This is a genomic window from Burkholderia sp. AU30198, assembly GCF_020419825.1.
GTDB lineage: Bacteria > Pseudomonadota > Gammaproteobacteria > Burkholderiales > Burkholderiaceae > Burkholderia.
The window spans coordinates 192,082-211,552 of the sequence record NZ_JAIZSA010000011.1 but is presented as its reverse complement, the minus strand read 5'-3'; the positions used below and the strand labels follow the sequence as shown (position 1 = coordinate 211,552).

The 19,471-nt window shown below is 65.5% G+C and carries 17 protein-coding genes and 2 pseudogenes; 12 read left to right on the top strand and 7 right to left on the bottom strand.

From position 1 onward, the window contains the following. Positions 1-61: 61 nt before the first annotated feature. The 3 genes from LGN19_RS24020 (at position 62) to LGN19_RS24010 (ending at position 1,430) form a co-directional block, all read left to right on the top strand. On the top strand, positions 62-265 hold the full coding sequence (locus LGN19_RS24020; protein WP_012339004.1) for a cold-shock protein: 204 nt from the start codon (positions 62-64) through the stop codon (positions 263-265). 540 nt (positions 266-805) lie between these two features. Next, positions 806-1,051 carry a translation initiation factor IF-1 gene (infA, locus tag LGN19_RS24015; protein WP_122948221.1) on the top strand — a complete coding sequence of 82 codons (246 nt, stop codon included), beginning with the start codon at positions 806-808 and terminating at the stop codon, positions 1,049-1,051. Between the two features lie 94 nt (positions 1,052-1,145). Continuing rightward, positions 1,146-1,430 (top strand): hypothetical protein, encoded by a 285-nt coding sequence (locus tag LGN19_RS24010; protein ID WP_122949643.1) that lies wholly within the window; start codon positions 1,146-1,148, stop codon positions 1,428-1,430. 254 nt (positions 1,431-1,684) lie between these two features. Here LGN19_RS24010 and LGN19_RS24005 read toward each other — a convergent pair whose 3' ends face one another. Beyond that, positions 1,685-1,933, bottom strand: a complete 249-nt coding sequence (locus LGN19_RS24005; RefSeq protein WP_226217508.1) for a hypothetical protein — start codon at positions 1,931-1,933, stop codon at positions 1,685-1,687. Positions 1,934-2,060: 127 nt separating this feature from the next. Beyond that, on the bottom strand, positions 2,061-2,216 hold the full coding sequence (locus LGN19_RS24000; protein ID WP_164462745.1) for a hypothetical protein: 156 nt from the start codon (positions 2,214-2,216) through the stop codon (positions 2,061-2,063). 235 nt (positions 2,217-2,451) lie between these two features. Between LGN19_RS24000 and tnpA the strand changes: the two genes are divergently transcribed. The 4 genes and pseudogenes from tnpA to LGN19_RS23980 all read left to right on the top strand — a co-directional run bounded on the left by tnpA (position 2,452) and on the right by LGN19_RS23980 (position 5,383). Continuing rightward, on the top strand, positions 2,452-2,904 hold the full coding sequence (tnpA, locus tag LGN19_RS23995; RefSeq protein WP_122948219.1) for an IS66-like element accessory protein TnpA: 453 nt from the start codon (positions 2,452-2,454) through the stop codon (positions 2,902-2,904). Then, positions 2,856-3,203, top strand: a complete 348-nt coding sequence (gene tnpB / locus LGN19_RS23990; RefSeq protein WP_122948218.1) for an IS66 family insertion sequence element accessory protein TnpB — start codon at positions 2,856-2,858, stop codon at positions 3,201-3,203. The genes tnpA and tnpB overlap by 49 nt, the downstream gene beginning before the upstream one ends. Before the next feature lie 29 nt (positions 3,204-3,232). Next, positions 3,233-4,240 (top strand): annotated as a pseudogene (gene tnpC, locus LGN19_RS23985) (IS66 family transposase); the annotation flags it as partial. Continuing rightward, positions 4,201-5,383: pseudogene (locus tag LGN19_RS23980) on the top strand (MFS transporter). The pseudogenes tnpC and LGN19_RS23980, both read left to right, overlap by 40 nt. On the opposite strand, the gene LGN19_RS23975 reads toward LGN19_RS23980, so the two are convergent. Together LGN19_RS23975 and LGN19_RS23970 are read right to left on the bottom strand one after the other, a co-directional pair. After that, on the bottom strand, positions 5,362-5,511 hold the full coding sequence (locus tag LGN19_RS23975; protein WP_226217506.1) for a hypothetical protein: 150 nt from the start codon (positions 5,509-5,511) through the stop codon (positions 5,362-5,364). The pseudogene LGN19_RS23980 and the gene LGN19_RS23975 sit on opposite strands and share 22 nt — an antisense overlap. A gap of 82 nt (positions 5,512-5,593) precedes the next feature. Beyond that, on the bottom strand, positions 5,594-6,961 hold the full coding sequence (locus LGN19_RS23970; protein WP_226217504.1) for a tyrosine-type recombinase/integrase: 1,368 nt from the start codon (positions 6,959-6,961) through the stop codon (positions 5,594-5,596). Here LGN19_RS23970 and LGN19_RS23965 point away from each other — a divergent pair. From LGN19_RS23965 to LGN19_RS23955, 3 genes are all read left to right on the top strand, one after another. Then, positions 6,960-8,546 carry a flagellar hook-length control protein FliK gene (locus LGN19_RS23965; protein ID WP_226217502.1) on the top strand — a complete coding sequence of 529 codons (1,587 nt, stop codon included), beginning with the start codon at positions 6,960-6,962 and terminating at the stop codon, positions 8,544-8,546. The two genes, LGN19_RS23970 and LGN19_RS23965, sit on opposite strands and share 2 nt — an antisense overlap. 175 nt (positions 8,547-8,721) lie before the next feature. Next, complete coding sequence (locus LGN19_RS23960; RefSeq protein WP_006481665.1) at positions 8,722-8,877, top strand: hypothetical protein; 156 nt, start codon at positions 8,722-8,724, stop codon at positions 8,875-8,877. Positions 8,878-9,060: 183 nt separating this feature from the next. Further along, positions 9,061-9,540, top strand: a complete 480-nt coding sequence (locus tag LGN19_RS23955; protein WP_175222454.1) for a GNAT family N-acetyltransferase — start codon at positions 9,061-9,063, stop codon at positions 9,538-9,540. Between the two features lie 314 nt (positions 9,541-9,854). Here the strand turns inward: LGN19_RS23955 and LGN19_RS23950 are convergent, their stop codons facing one another. The 3 genes from LGN19_RS23950 to LGN19_RS23940 form a co-directional block, all read right to left on the bottom strand. Further along, on the bottom strand, positions 9,855-12,935 hold the full coding sequence (locus LGN19_RS23950; protein WP_226217501.1) for a heavy metal translocating P-type ATPase: 3,081 nt from the start codon (positions 12,933-12,935) through the stop codon (positions 9,855-9,857). A gap of 215 nt (positions 12,936-13,150) precedes the next feature. Further along, positions 13,151-13,474, bottom strand: coding sequence for a type II toxin-antitoxin system HicB family antitoxin (locus LGN19_RS23945; RefSeq protein WP_174963222.1), 324 nt, complete (start codon positions 13,472-13,474; stop codon positions 13,151-13,153). Next, positions 13,471-13,722, bottom strand: coding sequence for a toxin HicA (locus tag LGN19_RS23940; RefSeq protein ID WP_226217499.1), 252 nt, complete (start codon positions 13,720-13,722; stop codon positions 13,471-13,473). Before LGN19_RS23940 ends, LGN19_RS23945 begins: the two co-directional genes overlap by 4 nt. 340 nt (positions 13,723-14,062) lie before the next feature. Between LGN19_RS23940 and LGN19_RS23935 the strand changes: the two genes are divergently transcribed. Beyond that, a complete protein-coding gene (locus LGN19_RS23935; RefSeq protein WP_226217497.1) occupies positions 14,063-15,499 on the top strand; it encodes a DUF1254 domain-containing protein in 1,437 nt (478 codons plus the stop codon). A gap of 148 nt (positions 15,500-15,647) precedes the next feature. Then, positions 15,648-19,448: a DUF748 domain-containing protein gene (locus LGN19_RS23930; RefSeq protein WP_226217495.1), complete on the top strand. Its 3,801-nt coding sequence runs from the start codon at positions 15,648-15,650 to the stop codon at positions 19,446-19,448. The last annotated feature ends 23 nt before the right edge of the window (positions 19,449-19,471 follow it).

Genomic DNA, 19,471 nt, shown 5'->3' with positions numbered 1-19,471 from the left:
GATCCTTTTTCGTGCCCCCCTATCGGGGCGCATACATTTGTCCAATATCAGGAGAATTTCCGTGGATACCGGTACCGTCAAGTGGTTCAACGACAACAAGGGTTTTGGCTTCATCACGCCTGACAGCGGCGGCGACGATCTGTTCGCGCACTTCTCGGAGATTCGCGGCGATGGCTTCAAGACGCTGGCCGAAGGTCAAAAGGTCAGCTACGAGACGAAGCACGGGCCCAAGGGCCTGCAGGCGTCGAACATCGTTCCTCAGTAATCCACATCATTCGTCGGTCCTGCGTGCAGGATCGGCCACGCAGTCATCGTCGGGGATCTTTCGCATCTGCCGCAGGCGCCCACAGTCCTGCTGCGGCTACCGTTTCGCCTCAAGACGTACACCCCAAGGAAGAAAGTGGGGGATGCCGCGCATCCGGCGGCGAACAATCGGGCGCTCATTCATCGTGAGTTCGCGATCGACGCATATGGAGGTGACTTCGACCATGAGTCAGTTGCGCAACAAGAAATCACTCGCGAGACCACGGCGCTCCAAGGATTTGCCGGTGCTCGGCGCGGCGCTGAACTGGGTGCCACCGAAGGCACCCTCTGCGCCCGCCAAATCGAGCGGGAAGAAGCGCTCCACCGAGACGCGATAACGAGCACGTTAACGCCGGACGAGGTGCGGCCCGCATGTCGCGTTGGTACGCGCCCCCCACGCATGGGCGTTTTCGATATTTGCACTGAAACCGCTCCCTGTCGGGGACCGGATATCCGCACGCCGCTGTGATTGCGGCGCGTCACATTGATTGGAGAAATTGATTTGGCAAAGGAAGAATTGCCGGAATTGGACGGCGTCGTGGATGAGGTGCTCCCGGACAGCAGGTTTCGCGTTACCCTGGAAAACGGCGCGGTCGTTGCGGCGTACGCATCGGGCCGCATGCGCAAACACCGCATCCGTATTCTCGCCGGCGACCGGGTTAGGCTGGAATTGTCGGTCTATGACCTTACCAAAGGGCGTATCAATTTCCGGCACAAAGACGAACGGGCTTCGCCCGGTGTGCCTTGAAACCGATTTGTTCGACGCTAACCATGTAGCGCCGATACAGGATTGATTGCACTCGTCTACGCAATTCGTAGCCATCAATCACCAGGAGTTCATCATGAGTATGCGTACCTATCGCGGATTCGAAATATATCCGCTGATTTATCCTCACTTTCACACAGGCGCTGGCCGTACTCACAACCACGAAGCCGGTTTCGACGCGGCGGTCAAGGTTTGCCTGCGCGGTACTGACACCACGCTGACCCGGAGCCAGACCTTCAAGCTTGTAGGCGGTTCGCCGTTTGCCAGTGCCGGTGACGCACGCCGGGCTTCGCAACGTTACGCAGAAGAAATCATCGACCAGAATCGAGGCGAAAATTGGATGCACGACACAGTTTTTTGATACGGCTCTTTGTTGAACAGCAATGCATGGGCGCTCGCGTCAATCGGAGACTCGCGCCCCGATCTAAAATTGAGCGAGCCGATGCCATGCTGCCGGTCAACGGGAAGCTCGCGTCGTAACACGGACATTTTTTTTTCGTGCTCTCAAAGCAGATCAACGGACAAGCGGCCGCATTGTGCGACTGGCGCGCTACGCGCTGATGGACGTCGCGTTGCCGAGCGACGCTAAGTAGAGACTAATCCGCCGACGCAGATTCAATCGATTCCTTGCACTTTTTTGTGCGCCTCGATTTGCTCGTCGAGCAAACTGCGCGCGAGCGTTCGGGCGGCGTCACGCGCGTCTACGTCCGTTGCAAAATCCCCTTCGGTATCGTGTTCCTCAGAGGAGTTCGGATCCTCTCCAATGCGGTGCACGTGGACGATTCCGCGATAGCGCCCAGACACGGTCTTCATCACGCGAAGGCGTGCCACGTGCGTATGTGTTGTACACACTTCATCATCCATATGGCCTCCTTGCCAAGACCCTTGGTGAGATAACGACATAGTCGACTTCACGCGCCCGCCTGCATCGGTGCGTTTGGTCCCCGGTAAACTTCGGCAAGGCGGGGTTATTACCGCCAGCGCGGAAACGTCAATGTTTGCGATGCATCCAACTCAAGTGATGGGAATCCAACCACTGAACGACTTCCATACTTGGATGTTCGCTCTGGTAACGGCGCACCAACGCGACGGCAACCACCGCGACCACCGCAAGACCAACCACCCAACCAACCATCGACTGAGTCATGACAGCCTCCTTGTGGAATGCAGTCGTGACTGAATTCTAGGCGTCTTGTGGAAGGGATTCCAAAGTTCTGCGCTACACCGTGAGGACGAGCCGCCTCCACATACACGATCCTTGGGGAACGTACGCTCGACCTCTCCCTGACCGGTAGCGCCCCATAGGCATAAGGTGAGCGTGTCTCCCGCACCGTCTCGACGATGTGATAGGAAGTTGCCAGAGGAATCCACACCAAAAAGTAGTGGGGACCACAGTGGCAACGGGGGCATCGAAGAGAACTTCACGTAAAGGCATCCCAAATCACCCCATCGAATTTCGACGACATCTGGCCAAACTGGCCTGCGAGCCGGGCGTATCGGTGGCGCGTCTGGCGATGGAACACGGGGTGAATCCGAACCTGGTATTCAAATGGCGCCGAGCGCTGCGTACCGGCGAATACGATCCGGGAGATTTGCTGCCCGTGACGGTGGAAGCGCCGGTGCAAGAGATCGGGCAGCCGGCCCCGGCACCAGTTGCCAGCGCTGCTCCGGCCGGCGCCATCGAGATCAGCGTGGGCAACACCCGCGTTCGCATCGAAGGCTCACCTAACGAGGGCACGTTACTGCTGGTGCTCCGCATGTTGCGCGGCACGTCGAGATCCACAACATGTTCGGTCTACCCAGCCGCACAAAGATCTGGCTGGCCGCAGGTGTGACCGATATGCACTCGGGTTTCAACAGCCTGGCCGCCAAGGTCCAGACGATACTGGAGCAAGATCCGTTCAGCTGCAACGTGTTCGTGTTCCGCGGCAAGCGTGGCGATCTGGGCAAAGTGTTGTGGTGGAGCGGTGACGGCATGTGTCTGCTGATGAAACGCCTGGAACGCGGTCGGTTTGTGTGGCCACTTGCCGATGGTGGCGTGGTGTGCCTGCGCCAAGCGCAACTGTCGATGCTGCTCGAAGGCATCGATTGGCGGCAGCCAATACGTACGACGGGGCCGCCCTGGGCGTTGTAAACCTGCTGACCGACGAGTAGACTGCCGGCATGACTACGGTAAGTGCCGATCCGGACGACATCGAAGCGCTCAAGGCTATGCTGCTTGAGCGTGATGCGCACATCGGACATCTGGAGGGCGTGGTCGAGTCGCACGAGGCAGCAAACGCTACCGCCAAGGCCGAGATCGAGCATCTGAAGCTACTGATCGCGAAGCTACGCCGTATGCAGTTCGGCCGCAGTTCCGAGAAACTGGACCGCCAGATAGAGCAGCTTGAGTTGCGACTGGAGGAACTCGAGGCCGATGAGGGGGCTGTCCCCATCGAGATTCCAAAGACGCCGCGTACCGCACCAGAACAAGCGCCGCGCAAGCCGCTCCCCGGGCATCCGCCACGCGAGATCCTGACGTACTGGCCGGAGTCGGGCGAGACATGCGCGGCGTGTGGCGGCCCCATGAAGCAACTCGGTGAAGACGTCTCCGAGCAGCTTGAATATGTACCGGCCAGCTTCCGAGTGATTCGCCAAGTGCGCCCGAAACTGGCGTGCACGTGCTGCGACGACATCGTGCAAGCGGCTGCGCCGAGCCGCCCCATCGAGCGTGGCCTAGCTGGTCCGGGCTTGCTGGCCCGTGTGCTGGTCTCGAAGTTCGCGGATCACCTGCCGCTGTATCGCCAGTCAGTAATCTATGCACGCGAGGGTGTCGATCTGGATCGCTCGCTGCTGGCGAAATGGGTGGGCCACGGCGCGAACCTTCTGCGACCGCTGGTGGACGCATTACGCCGGCACGTTATGGCCGCAACGAAACTGCATGCCGACGATACGCCAGTACCGGTGCTCGCGCCGGGGAATGGCAAGACCAAAACCGGACGGCTATGGGTCTATACGTGCGGCGATCGCAACTCAGCCGACTCAACGCCGCCGGCCGTCTGGTTCGCCTATACACCCGACCTCAAGGGCGTCCATCCGCAGCAGCATCTCGAATCGTTCAACGGCGCGTCGCAGGCCGATGCGTACGGCGGATACCCGGCGATTTACGAAACCGGGCGGGTACGCTCGGCAACGGCCTGAAGTTCTTAGATTTCACGACGTACGCGTTTTTCGCGCCGGTCATCGGCAAGCTGTTCTTTCCTTCTGGCGACCCGCTGACGTAGTGGCTGCTGGCTGCCGCGTCGTTTGGCATCGGATTCGTTACACGACCGCTCGGCGGCCTCGTGCTCGGCGCCTATGCGGACCGCGTGGGGCGCAAGGCCACGATTAACTTGACTCTGATGGCGCTCGGCTCGGCGCTGATCGCATGCGCGCCGACCTACGCATCGGCCGGCATTGCGGCGCCGTTGCTGATCCTTGCTGCGCGGCTGCTCCAGGGCTTCGCGCTCGGCGGCGAAGTGGGCGCGTCGACGACACTTTTGATGGAATTTGGCGGTGATCGGCGGCACCGCGGTCAACTATATCGCGTTGTATTACCTCGCGTCGTATGCGGTCCAGGTGCTGCATTTCCCGATGGCGCTGTCGCTGTGGGCGCCCGTCGCGGGCTCTGCGCTGATAGTCGTCTGTGCGCCGCTCGCGGGGATGCTGTCCGATCGCGTCGGCCGCAAGCTGGTGCTGGTGATTTCGCGCCTCCTGCTGATCGTTTCCATCTATCCGGCATTCATGCTGATCCACGCGGTGGCGACGCTCACCGTGCTCGTCAGCGTGTGCACGGTGCTGGCGATCCTGTCGACGTTCACTATCGTACCGGGGCTTGTGCTGCAGCCGGAGCTGTTTCCGAGCCACGTGCGCGTGACGGGGATGTCGATCGTCTATTGTGCGGGCGCGTCGATCTTCGGTGGATACGCGCAGTTTTCCGCGACGCTGCTGATCAAGCTGAGCGGCAACGTGTTTTCGCCAGCGTGGTATTTGATCGCATGCGGGCTGATTTCGCTGACGCCGCTGCCGTTTATGCGCGAAACGGCCGGACTCGATCGACTGATCCCGGCGTCGGTGTTCCGCCCATGCGATCGTGCATGGCCGGCGCCGTGCCATCCGGGGTGGCTCAGCCGCGCCGAATGTCGACAGGCTGCCCGCGCGGCCGGCCCGCTTCAGCGCAGCGCGAACAATGTCCTCAGCTTCGCCAGGTCGCCGCTCAGCCACGCGATCATGTCGATCTGCCGGCTCCTCACGCTCCACAGCAAATCGACCGTCTACAGGAGCGCCGAGCGCTGATGCTCGTGTGGCAGCACGTAGAGCGCTCGATTGCCGTCGTCCGCGAGTAGGTGCTCGGGAATGAACGCCCAGCCGAGCCCCTTCTTCACGAGATCGACAAGCTGGGCCTGATTTTCGACGCGCCACATGATCTCGGTATACCGCCCGAACACCGAGCCGCTCTCCGCGTCGCAAAACGAGCCATCCTTTTTGCGGCGTCGACGATCGCGGTCATGGAGCATGGCGCTGGCAACGGGTGACCGATGAGACATGCTTTGCCCAAGCTTCCATCAGTGGCCTTCGTTGCTCCAATAGGTCGGTACGATGATATGCGGCCTCGACCTGATTCTTGACTGCGTGAGCTAGTGCGCGTTCGGCGAGGTCGCGCGCGTACCCGTGTTCGCTGGCCCAATCCCGGAAACTGGAACGGAAGCCGTGAGCGGTAGCAACTCGGCCGGGCGTATCGCTCTCGGCTTTGGTGCGACGGAGAAATCCTGTCAATGTCATGTCGTTCAGCACTTTTTCGCGTGCCGAAGGGAATACTAGAGTTTCGTGCGGTTGATGCTGTTTTAGCACTTTGACAAGTGTTAGCGCCTTCTCGGACAACGGGATGCGATGCGGTTCCTTCGCTTTCATGCGACCCGCCGGGATATTCCAAACACGTCCAACCAGATCGAGTTCGTCCCACGTCGCGCCCCGCACTTCGCCACTGCGGGCTGCTGTAAGTATCAGGAAAAGCAAGGCGGCACGCGTACTGTCGGTAGGCGTGTGCTTTGCGAGGTGAGTGGTTACGAATTGCGGCACTTGGCGCCACGGCATCGCCGGCTGATGTGTTGTCTTGGTCGACTGTTTGGGAAGGATGTCGTCGACGGCCATGACGGGATTCGCTGCGATATGGCCGTGTGCCCAGGCCCACTGCATGACGGCATGCATGCGTTGACGAGTGCGGCTGGCTGTAGCAGTCTTCGTCAGCCAGATCGGGCGCAGGATGTCTGCACAGTCACCGGGGCTAATCGCGTCGAGCTTGCGGTTGCCGAGCTTAGGAAAGACATAGGCTTCTAGGCTGCTGATCCATTGAGTTGCATGCTTTTCGCTCTTCCAACTGGGCTTAAGTTCGTCATGGACCTGGCGGGCAGCTTTCTCGAACGTTAGCGCGGCGGCGGCAACACTGGCCGCTTCGCGATCCCGATTACGCTGGTCGATCGGATCTTCGCCGCTATCGATGAGTTTCCGCATGGTGAGCGCCTTCTCACGCGCCTCAGCGATGGAAATTTCGGGGTAGGTGCCGAGACCTGCGTCGCGTCGCTTACCGGTCACGGGGCTGGTGAAGCGCAGGGTCCATTTGCAGCCCGACTTCGTCGGGGTCAGCAGCAGTCCGGTCACCTTTCCGTCGAAGACTGGTTTGTCGGTTGGTTTGAGCGCTTTGGCTTGTTTGTCGGTTAGCATCGCTTTTCGGCCCATCATGTAGCCCATCGAGAGTCGCTGGATTGGGCTGGATAGTGTTAGAGTAAATTGGACAAGTTGATGATGCAAGTCATTGATTCGTTTGAAGATGATTGGATTTTGATGGATGTTCTCGGACAATAATTTGGCAGACATGACCGAATCCGTTTCCTCGCCTCGCTCCCCCTCCCACTCCCGTTCCAATCGTTCGTCGGCCCGTTCCCGCCCGCGCTCGGCTGCTGCCGCGGGCAGTACGTCCGCGAGGGCGACGGCGCGGTCCGGCAGTGCGCCGGCCGGCGAGGGCGCGCGGGACGAACGGACGCTCGACCTGTTCGGCGATCCGGTGCTCGAGCCGGGTGAGCGCGCGCCGGTTGCGGCGCGCGACGAAGCGGGCGCGCAAGCCGATGCGGCGGTCGATATCGCGGACGATGTGGCCTCCGGGCGGCAGGCCGCGCTGGACGGGTTCGATGCGACCGGGAGGGCGACCGCGGCAGGGCATGCTGAAGCGGCTGACGGTGCGGTGACGCAGGAAGTCGCGACGGTGGTACACGGTGTTTCGGCGCCTGAAGGCGGGGATGCCGCGAACGTTGATGTTGCGCCGGCTACTGGCGGTGTTGCGGTGAAGGCAGTCGATGTTCCTCTGGCCGATGGCGTTGCAGCGAAGGCCGCGGATGTGCCTGCGGTCGACGGCGTCGCGACAGTGACGACCGAACTGCAAGCGGCAGATGGTGCTGCGGCGAAGGCGACCGAATCGCAAGCGATTGGTGGTGAAGTCGAGACGGCTGCTGTCGATGCCGCCACGGTCAAATCCCGCGAAGGGCGATCTTCCGGTGATGCGGTGAAGGGGCGTCGTGCGTCGTCTGGCGGCAAACGCCGGGCGGCTGCCGGTGCAAGCGACGTGACAGCGGCGCAATCCGCGCCGGTCGTGACGAGCGTCGATACGGCGCTGGAAGCTGCTGGGTCGAACCCGACGCCGGACGCGGTGTCGACGGTCGAGCCGCAGACGCTGGTGCAGCCGGCCAAGCCGGTGGTGGCGGCGAACACGGCGAACACGGCGAACACGGCGAACACGGCGAACACGGCGAACACGGCGAACACGGCGAACACGGCGAACACGGCGAACACGGCGAACTCCGCGAACTCCGCGAACCCCGCGAACCCCGCGAACCCCGCGAACCCCGCGAACCCCGCGAACCCCGCGAACCCCGCGAACCCCGCGAACCCCGCGAACCCCGCGAACCCCGCGAACGCCCATGACGCCGCACCGTCGGCCGACGCCACCGTTTCCCCGGTCACGCAGCCGATGGCTTCCGCTGCATCCTTCGTCACGAAGCCGTCTGCGGAACGCGCGCAGCCGACCGCGCCGGCCTTTGATCCGGATACGCACCTGCGCCCGCTGACCGACCGGCTCGCCGCCCTGCAGGCCGACGTGGACGGGCTGACGCGCGTGGCCGATCGCGAGATGCGCCGCGTCAACCGTCTGCTGCTGGCGCTGGCTGTCGTCGTGCTGGCCGGGCTCGTCGCGCTGGTGATGCAAACGCGGCAGATCGCGCACCTGAAACAGGACGTGGCCACGAAGCAGCAGCGGATCGATCGCTTCGCGGCCGATCTGTCGACGCAGCAGGCGACGCTGATGACGCTCGAGGAGCATCACGAAGCGCTGCTGTCGCAAGTCGACCGGCTGCAGCGCAATGCGAATCGCGAGGCGGCCGTCGCGAAGCGTGCTCGTCGCGTGCGTTAATCGTTTCGACCCTATCCTAGAGGCTAGACGGAGCAAGGATCGCCGTTCTGCATCGGCGATCGGCCGTCGCGCGCATGCGGCAAACTGATGCGGTGTGCTGGCAGAATTCAGGGAAAACCCTTAGAATGGAGTCAATCTAAGGGAAAACCCTAGCCATATCTGTCAGGAGTCTCACATGAGCTTCATCCTCGCCCTGCTGCAAAAGATCGACGACCTGTTCGTATCCCCGCACCTGCCGCTCGACGCCGAATACTCGTACGCTGCGCGTCGTGCCGAAGCCGAGCGCGTGCGCCGTGCGCACCTCGTGCCGATCGTCCTGTATCGTCGCTGATTCGCTGATTCGCTGATTCGCTGATTCGCTGATTCGCTGATTCGCTGATTCGCTGATTCGCTGATTCGCTGATTCAGCGCGGCGCCCGCCGCACCTGCCCGTCCGCTTTCCGCCGCTGCATCGCGCGCCGGCGCGACCGTCCCGCTACACTGGAAGTCCGATTCCGTTCACGGTGACCGGGCCATGCTGCAGATGCGGCCGATGACGGCCAGCGAATTCCACGCGTACCGGACGCGAGCCATCGACGGCTACGCGCACGATCTCGTTTCATCCGGACAGAATGCTGTCGAAGACGCGGCCAGTCGGGCGCGCGCCTGTTTCGACACGCTGCTGCCGGACGGCCTTCGAACCTCCGGCCAGACCCTCGTCATGCTCATCGACGCCGCCAGCGGCGACACGGTGGGCGACCTCTGGTACGCGATCGTGCCCGAAGGGCCGAACCGCACGCTGTTCATCTACGACCTCGACATCGCCCCGTCCCGGCGCCGCCAGGGCTGGGCCACGCGCACGCTTGATGCGCTCGACGCGGAGGCGCGCCGGTATGGCGTCACCGAGATCGGGCTGTCGGTGTTCAACCACAACGCGGCGGCCCGTGCGCTGTATCGCGCGTGCGGCTTCGTGCCGATCACGACGACCTTGATCAAGCCGGTCGTTTCGGACTGAATCCACCGGCCGGCGCCGCGCCGTCAAGCGCTGGCGATTCGACTCGCCGCGACTGGCCAACGCTGGCCGACCTCACGATCTTTCCTGTTTGCCAAGCGCCAAGCGCCAAGCGCCAAGCGCCAAGCGCCAAGCGCCGAATGCCGAACGCCGAACGCCGAACGCCGAACGCCGAACGCCAAACGCCAAACGCCAAACGCCAAACGCCAAACGCCAAACGCCAAACGCCAAACGCCAAACGCCAAACGCCGAACGGCCATCCGACCGTTCGGCAATCGCCAACGACACACGTCACCGGCTCGCGCCACCGCCACGCATTACCGCGCGCGGCCCTTCCATCTCCGCAACAGCAGCGCGTTGGTTACGACGCTGACGCTCGAAAACGCCATCGCCGCGCCTGCGATCACCGGGTTCAGCCAGCCGAGCGCCGCGAGCGGCACGCCGACGAGGTTGTAGACGAACGCCCAGAACAGGTTCTGCTGGATCTTCCGGTACGTGCGTCTGGAGATGTCGATCGCGTCGGCGACGAGCGCCGGATCGCCGCGCATCAGCGTGATGCCGGCCGTGTGCATCGCGACGTCCGTGCCGGTCGCCATCGCGATGCCGACATCGGCCGCGGCGAGCGCGGGCGCATCGTTGATCCCGTCACCCACCATCGCGACGATTCCGCCGTGCGTGCGCTTCAGTTCGGCGACGACGCGCGCCTTGTCGTCGGGCAGCACCTGCGCATGCACCTCGCCGATGCCGAGCGCCGCCGCGACGGCTGCCGCGCTGCCGCGGTTGTCGCCCGTCACGAGCACGCTCGCGATGCCGCGCGCCGACAGTGCCGCGACTGCGTCGCGAGCACTGGGCTTCACGGTGTCGCCGAAGGCGATCAGCGCGAGCAACGCGCGCGGCGCATCGGCGCGCATCAGCCACGAGATCGTGTTGCCCGCGCGTTCGAGTTCCGCCGCGCGGGCGTCGAGCGCGGGCGGTACCGCGATGCCGAGTTCGTCGCGCCAGCGCGTGCTGCCGAGCGCGAGCAACTGCCCGCCGACGCGCGCTTCCACGCCGCGTCCGGCCACCGCGCGCGCATCGGCCGCGACGGCCGACGGCACCGCACTGCCGCGCGCGGCAACGTCGGCGTCGTGCACGGCGACCACGGCGCGCGCGAGCGGGTGGTCGCTCTGGCGTTGCACCGCCGCCGCGAGCGCGAGCGCTTCGTCACGCGGCACGCCGACGGTTTCGAACGCCGTCACGGACGGCTTGCCTTCGGTCAGCGTGCCGGTCTTGTCGAACGCGATGACGGTCGCGCGCTGCGCGAGTTCGAGCGCTTGCGCATCCTTGATCAGCACGCCGTGCCGGGCCGCGACACCCGTACCGGCCATGATCGCGGCGGGCGTGGCGAGGCCAAGCGCGCACGGGCACGCGATGACGAGCACTGCGACCGCGTTGAGGATTGCGGTTTCCGTCCCGGCGCCGGCGATCAGCCAGCCGGCCAGCGTCAGCACCGCGATGCCGAGGATCGCCGGCACGAACACCTCGCTCACGCGATCGACGAGCCGCTGGATCGGCGCCTTCTCGGCTTGCGCGGATTCGACGAGGCGGATGATGCGCGCGAGCGTCGTCTCCGCGCCGATCGCGGTGGTTTCGACGACGAGCGCGCCTTCGCCGTTGATCGAGCCGGCCGTGACGGGGTCGCCGTCGTCTTTCGGTACCGGCAGGCTTTCGCCGGTGATCAGCGATTCGTCGATGTGCGAGCGGCCCGACACGATCCGGCCGTCGACGGGCACGCGTTCGCCGGGGCGGATGCTGACGCGGGTGCCGACGCGCACCTGCGCCAGCGGCACGTCGCGTTCGACACCGTGCTCGACGACGCGCGCCCGGTCGGGCCGCAGCGCGTTCAGCGCACGGATCGCGTCGGTGGTCTGGCGCTTCGCGCGCGATTCGAGCCATTTGCCGAAGCGCACCAGCGTGACGATGACGGCCGACGCCTCGAAATACAGGTGGCCGGGATGCGCGGGATCGCGCAGCAGCATCCACAGGCTCAGCCCGTACGCGGCCGACGTGCCGAGCGCGACGAGCAGGTCCATGTTGCCGGCGCGCGCCTTCACCGCATGCCAGGCGGCACGATAGAAGCGCGCGCCGAAGCCGAACTGGACGATCGATGCGAGCACGAGCTGGAGCCAGCCGTTCAGCATCAGGTCGACGCCGAACGGCGCGACGAGCATCGGCGCGACGAGCGGCGCGCTCAGCACGGCGGCCCCGAGCACGAGGTTGCGTTCGCGAACCGCTTCGCGGCGCTTGCGCGCATCGGGATCCTGCGCGGAGCGGGCCGGTTGTGCGTCCGCGCCGGCCGTGGCACCGGCCGATGGCGCGGCCGTGAGCGACGCGCGGTAGCCCGCGGTGGTGACGGCCGCGATCAGCGTGGCCGCGTCGAGCGCGCCGGCGCCATGCACCGATGCGCGCTCGGTCGCGAGGTTGACGGAAGCGCGCGCGACGCCCGGCACGGCGGCCAGCGCCTTCTCGACGCGGCCGGCGCAGGACGCGCAGGTCATCCCGCCGATGTCGAGTTCGAGATCGGCGGAGGCAGTCGGAGCTGCCGGCAGGATGGCCGCGCCGGCAACCGGCGTCGCGCCATAGCCGGCTTGTTTCACGGCTTCGGCGAGCCGTGCGGCGGTCACGTCGGGTGCCGCGTCGACGGTGGCCCGTTCGGTGGCCAGATTGACCGATGCGCGCGTGACACCCGGCACCTTCGCCAGTGCCTTTTCGACGCGCGACACGCAGGACGCACAGGTCATCCCGTCGATGTCGAGTTCGATGCTGGCGGGTGCGGCAGGCGACGAAGGGACGAACGCGGCGACGCCTGCATCCGTTATGGTCGGCGTTGCGCCGTAGCCGGCCTGTTTCACGGTTTCCACCAGTTTCAGAGCGGAAACCTCCGCCGTGGCATCGACGGTGGCGCGTTCGGTGGCCAGATTGACCGACGCACGCGTGACACCCGGCACCTTCGCCAGCGCCTTTTCGACGCGCGACACGCACGACGCACAGGTCATGCCGTCGATATCGAGTTCGATCGTGGTTTCAGCCTGAAGCGGCTGGCGGGTGGTCGAAGCGGCTGCGGGCGTGGCCACGGGCGACGTATCGGCACGAGGCACGGGCACGGTGGCTTCGAGCGCCGGCTCGCGCACGGCCGCACGGTAGCCGGCAGCGCCGACCGCATCGACGAGCTGCGCGGCGTCGATCGTTTCCTGCGCGGTCACGGTCGCCGAGTGGCCATCGAGATCGACCGTCGCGTCGACGACGCCCGGCACGGCGGCCAGCGCGCGCTGCACGCGGCCCGTGCAGCCGCCGCAATGCATGCCGTCGACGCTCAGTTCGATCGTTTGCAGTGCGGCGGAGGCGAGTGGTTCAGTCATGTCGGATTCCCCAAATGCGCGGTTCATGCCGCGAATGGTTCCAGTATCAACATTCCCATGATGGTAAGGTCAAGCGGCAAAGACGATGTGACGCAGGTCGGGCGGTTCGGTTCGAGGTTGTCGATGCACACAGGGTGCCACGGTCCCGAAAAAGCGGATGCCCGGCCTCCACGCGGAACGCCGGGCAAGTCATATTGGCGAGCGTGGTGGCGCGGTCAGGCGCAGAGCTTGGCGCTTGCGAGACGATTCAGGCTGACGCCTTGTTCGGCGGCCTGGATCACCAGCGCGCGGTGCGCCTGCGGCGGGATGCGGACCTTGAATTCACCGCTGTAGGTTCGGTCGGCGATCGGCTCGGGCACTTTCTCGCCGTTCGCGGTCATGTCGCGCACGACCTCGGCGACGAGTTGGCGAATGCCGGCCAGTGCGCCTTCCGGCGTTCCGTCGAGCCACGAAAGAGAGGGGAATTCCGCGCACAGGCCGACGTGCTCCCCGTCCTCCGGGGACCACGTTACGCGGTACGTAAAGTGGTCTTGGTTCATGATTTCTGTTCCTTCAGTCGATCGATCGCGTCGAGAACCTGCCACACCTGATAAGCCTTTGCTTTCTCTCGATCGTCCTGGATATTCACTCGGGGGTCGCCTTGCCACGGTGTCTTGAAAATCGCATGGCTTGAACCGGATTGGCGGGCCGGTCCGAAGTGCACCTCGCAGACCTCGAACAGATCGTTGAATCGCACGTTCGCGGGCTCGCACCTCATTTGCTCGAGGATCTTCCATTCGCGTGCCATACCGAATGGTGTCAATAGTGACACCATCCGTCAATCCGGACGGCGGTTCGCTTCGCGTTCGGATCGGTCCGGCGCTGGCTGAAATCGATTCAATCTCGCCCCGATTTATCGGGCCGCTCGGACGAAATATCGGGGACGCCCCCATGCCGCAGCTAAGCCCCGCCTGTTATTCGGCATATTGGGGGATGCCCTTAGGCGCTATGATACCGGCGCTGACATCAGCGCCCACCGTAGCGAAACGTGACGAAACGGCCATCCGGGCGGGCTGAGGTGCCCGGGTTCGCCGTTTTCGAGCCGAACCGGGCGTTGACTGAAAAGAAAGAATATTCGGCCAGAATCAATGATTGAAAACCTACGAGAATCCGTCGCTTTGCGGCGCGCGTGCGCGCCGCTGGCCATGGCGCTGCTGCTGGCGGGGTGCGCGTCGCAACCGGATGCGATCCAGCGCAAAACCGGCTGGATGCGCGCGGAAGTCGCCGACTCCTATGTTTATGCGTATCCGCTCGTGCTGATGGACGTCGCGAAGGAAGCGGCGACGGGCGGCGACGGCGCGCAACCGGGGCAGGCGCCCCTCAACACGCTGCGCCACGCGCAGGCGCTGCCGCCCGTCGGCGCGGTCAATCCGCCGCTGCCGGGCGTCGACACGCTCGACTCGACCGGCTGGCTCGACGTTGCCACCGAACCCGTGATCGTCACGTTGCCCGATACGCGCGGCCGCTACTGGGACGCGCGTGCGCTCGACATGTGGACGAACGTGCTGTGGTCGGGGTCGAGCGTGGCGGCACGCGGTGCCCGCGGCGGCGCGCGATCGCAAACGATTGCCTTCGCCGCAAAGGACTGGCAGGGCACGCTGCCGAAGGGCGCGGTCCGGATCGACGTCCCGTCGGCCAACGCGTGGCTCGAAGTCCGGCTGCAGACGAGCGGCGGGCGCGACCTGACGAACGTGAAGAAACTGCAGCGCGCGATCCGCGTGGTGCCGCTGTCGGTCTACACGGGCGCCGCGCGCGGCGCGTCGGTTGCGGTCCATGCGGGCAGTGCGCCGTCCGAAGCGGTGGGCGGCGGCACGCCGGCCGAGCAGGTGGCAGCACTCGACCCGAAGGCGTTCTTCACGCGCTTCGCGCAGGCGCTCCAGGACAACCCGGCACCGGCCGATGACGCGCACGCGCAGGCGTTGCTCGGCGACATCGGCGTGTCGGCCGGCTATCCGGTGCTGTGGACGGGTGACCGCCTCACGGCCGCGACGGCCGGCGTCGCCGAGGCGCGCGCGCGGCTTGCGACGCCGCCGTCGAACCTGCTGAACGCGAACGGCTGGAGCTGGATCGGCGATACGGCCGGCAAGTACGGTCAGGATTACACGCTGCGCGCGTACGCGGCCTACACACAATTCGGCACCGCGACGCGCGACGACGAAACGCTCGCAATCGTCCGCGTCGACAGCGACGGCCATCCGCTGAACGGTGCGAACCGCTACATGCTGCATTTCGCGCCGGGCGCGCTGCCGCCGGTGCGCGCGTTCTGGACGCTCACGCCCTATTCGACGAACGGTGCGCTGCCCGACGTCGGGTCGGCGCGCCGCTCGCTCGGCGATCGCGACCGGCTGCGCCGCAACCACGACGGCTCGATCGACATCGTCGTGTCGGCGTCGCCGGGCGGCGCGCATGCGGCCAACTGGCTGCCGGCGCCGCGCGCCGATTTCGCACTCGCATTGCGCCTGTACGCACCGAAGCCGCAGGCGAGCGACGGTTCGTGGATGCCGCCCGTCATCGTCCGGAAATGAACGGATGACCGGCGGCGTTGTCCGACCGGCGGGCGCGGCGGCGCCCGAACCCCGTACCGTCACCTCCTGAGCCTATACTTTCGGGATAGCGTGCGTGGCCGCCCGGTTGTCCGGTGCGGCCCGGCATTCCATCCCGAGGCATTCAAGCATGGCAAGCGCAGACAAAGAAACCGTATCCTCGACCCTCCATGCCCTCGGTGGCGTTGCCCGCTCGCGCCGCACCCGGCGCATCGGCATCGGCCTGCTGATCTTCCTCGTATTATTCGGACTGCTCGGGTTCTTCGCGGCGCCGCCGCTGATCCGCCATATCGCCGAACAGCAGCTGAGCCAGCAGCTCGACCGGCCCGCCACGATCCAGCGCATCGCGCTGAACCCGTACACGCTGAACCTCGAAGCCGACGGCATCCATCTTGGCGACAAAGGCGGGCAGGGCGACTTCATCGACATCGCGAAGCTCGTCGTGCGGCCGTCGTGGTCGTCGCTGTTCCGCGGCGCGCCGATCGTCAATGAAGTCCGCCTCGATTCGCCGCGCTTTCATATCGTCCGCTACGACGCGCAGCGCTTCAACTTCACCGACCTGATCGAGAAGTTCTCGACGCCGTCGCCCAAACCCGAAAGCAAGCCGACGCAGTTCTCGGTGTCGAACATCCAGGTCAACAACGGCCGGATCGATTTCGACGACCGTCTGCTGAACGAAAAGCACGTCGTCGACAACTGGACCGTCGGCATTCCGTATATCGCGACGCTGGCATCGAAGACCGACATCTTCGTCGAACCGAAGCTGCGCGCGCGTTTCGACGGCAGCCCGATCGCGATCGACGGCAAGACCAAGCCGTTCGCGCAGTCGCGCGAATCGGAGATCGCGCTGAAATTCGACGGCCTCGACGTGCCGAAGCTGATCTCGTACGTGCCGGCGAAGCTGCCGGTGGCCGTGACGAGCGGCCTGCTGAGCAGCGACCTCAAGGTCAATTTCGTGATGAGCGGCGAGACGCCCGCGCTGCGCGTATCGGGCACCGTCGACCTGAACGACGCGAAGGTGACGGACCATGCGTCCGCGCCGCTGTTCGCCGCGCGCGGCGTGCACGTCGCGGCGGCCAGCCTCGAGCCGCTGCGCAACGCGATGCACTTCGACGAGATCCGGATCGACCAGCCGGTGGTCGACCTGTCGCGCGACAAGCAGGGCGTGCTGAACGTCGAGAAGCTCGCCGCGCCGCCGGCCGCCGCATCGCAGGCCGCCGAGGGCAAGCCGGCGGCGTCGGGCGCCGCTGCCGCTTCCGCTGCCGCTTCTGCTTCCGCCGCCAGCGGCGCAAAGGTCGAAGCCGACGCGAAGGAGGCGCCGCCGCTCGACCTGACGATCCGTCATTTCGCGATCGACGGCGGCACGGTCAACGTCGACGACCGCGTGCCGGCGACGCCGACCGCGCTGTCGCTCACGAAGCTCGCCGCGACGCTCGACGGTTTCACGATGCAGGGCAAGACGCCTGCGAAATACACGCTGTCGACGTCGCTGTCGCGCGGCGGCGACGTGACGGCCGAAGGCACTTTCAATCTCGCGGAGAAGCAGGCCGAGAGCAAGCTGACGGTCGCCGCGCTCGCGCTGCCGGCGTTGCAGCCGTACCTCGGCGAAGCGACGCGTGCGCGCGTGCTCGACGGCACGCTCGGCGCGACCGTCAACGCGAAGGCCGACTGGGGCAAGACGCCGCTCGCCGCGCAGGTGGCCGACAGCACGATCAGCCTGAAGTCGCTGAAGATCGCGACGCCCGACGCGAAGGCGCCCGCGATCGTGTTGTCCGACGCGAGCGCGAAGATCGCGAAGGTCGACGTGGCCACGCGCACCGCGGAGATCGCGAGCGTCGACGCCAGCGGGATCGCGCTCGACGTGCAGCGCCTGAAGGACGGCAAGATCGACCTCGCGGCGCTGGCCGAACCCGCGCAGGCGTCGGTGCCGAAGCGCACGGTCGCGCGCAAGGCCGAGGCTGCTGCACCGTCGTGGCATTACCGGATCGACGCGCTGAACGTGAAGGATTCGTCCGCGAACTTCACCGACCTGTCGACGCCGCGCCCGGTGAAGCTGGCGATCAAGCCGCTGGACCTGTCGGTGCAGAAGATCAGCGACGACATGACCAAGCCGCTGCCCGTGCAGCTGAAGGCGACGCTGAACCGCAAGGGCTCGCTGAACGTGACGGGCGACGTGACCGCGCAGCCGCTGAAACTCGGCCTGAAGATCAACGGCAACCGCCTCGACGCGGCCGCGTTCGAGCCGTACTTCGGCAGCGCGCTGAACGCGACGATCGCCAGCGCGCTGCTCAACGCGCAGGGCAACCTGACGTTCGCGCAGGTGAAGGACACGCCGCGCGCGACCTACCGCGGCGACGTCGCGCTGGTCGACGTGCGGATGCTCGACAAGGCGACCTCCGACCCGTTCGCCGGCTGGCGCTCGCTCGCGCTGACGAACCTGAAGGCGAACTACGACGAGAAGGGCACCGATGTCGACGCATCGCGCGTGACGTTCTCCAACTTCTACGGCCGCGTGCTGCTCGATGCGCAGGGGCGGCTGAACCTGAAGGACGTCGTCGCGAAGGAATCGGGCCCCGCGCAGTCGCTCACGCGCGATGCGAGCAAGAGCGAACCGGTGCCGCTGTCGCCGGGCATGACGCCGCCGGCCGCCGCCCAGGCTGCGTCCGCCGCGCAGCAGGCGTCCGCACCGGCCGCCGCGTCCGCGACGGTGGTCGTGAAGGCGGCGACGCCGCCGCAGAACCCGGTGCGGATGCATTTCGGCGAGTTGCTGCTGCAGAACGGCCGCGTCACGTACACCGACAACTTCATCAAGCCGAACTACACGGCGAACCTCGTCGCGATCAAGGGCACGGTCGACGCGTTCGGCACGGATTCGACGACGTCCGCGCCGGTCGACGTGGCCGCGAACCTCGCGGGCAACGGGCCGATCTCGATCAAGGGTTCGGTGAACCCGCTGATCGAGAAGCCGGCGCTCGACCTCACGGCGACCGCGCACGACATCGAGCTGACCAACCTGACGCCGTACTCGGCGAAGTACGCCGGCTACCCGATCACGAAGGGCAAGCTCAACGTCGACCTGCATTACGCGCTCGAGAACGACCAGCTGAAGGCGAACAACCACATCTTCATCGACCAGCTCACGTTCGGCGACCATGTGGAGAACGACACGGCGACGAAGCTGCCGGTGAAGCTCGCGATCTCGCTGCTGAAGAACACGCGCGGCCAGATCGACGTGAACCTGCCGGTGTCCGGTTCGCTGTCGAATCCGGAGTTCAGCGTCGGCGGGCTGATCTGGCGCGCGGTGCTGAACCTGATCGCGAAGGCCGTCACGTCACCGTTCTCGCTGCTCGCGCATGCATTCGGCAGCGGCGGCGAGGATCTCGGCTACGTCGAATTCGCACCGGGCTCGTACCAGCTCGACGACGCGCAGCAGAAGAAGCTCGACACCGTCGTGAAGATGCTGACCGAGAAGCCGTCGATCCGCCTCGACCTGATCGGCCGTGTCGATCCGACGAAGGACACGTCGGGGCTCGGCGACGCGTACGTCGAGCGGCTGGTGCGTCAGCAGAAGCTGAAGGACGTGGTCGGGCAGGGCGAGAGCATCGACCCGATGTCGGTGAAGGTCGAGCCGGCCGAGTACAGCAAGTACCTGACGCGTGCGTACAAGGCCGCCGACTTCAAGAAGCCGCGCAACCTGGTCGGCCTGCAGAAGACGCTGCCCGACGCCGACATGAAGAAGGCGCTCGCCGACCATGCGCCGGCCGATGACAACGCGCTGCGTGCGCTCGCGCAGCAGCGCGCACAGGCCGTGCGCCAGTACCTCGACGGGAAGATCGATTCGAGCCGCGTGTTCGTCGTCGCGCCGAAGCTCGACGCGAAGGGCATCGAGGACAAGGGCGCGACGACCCGCGTCGACTTCGGCCTGCAGTAAGCAGGCCATCCGCCGCCGCTGCG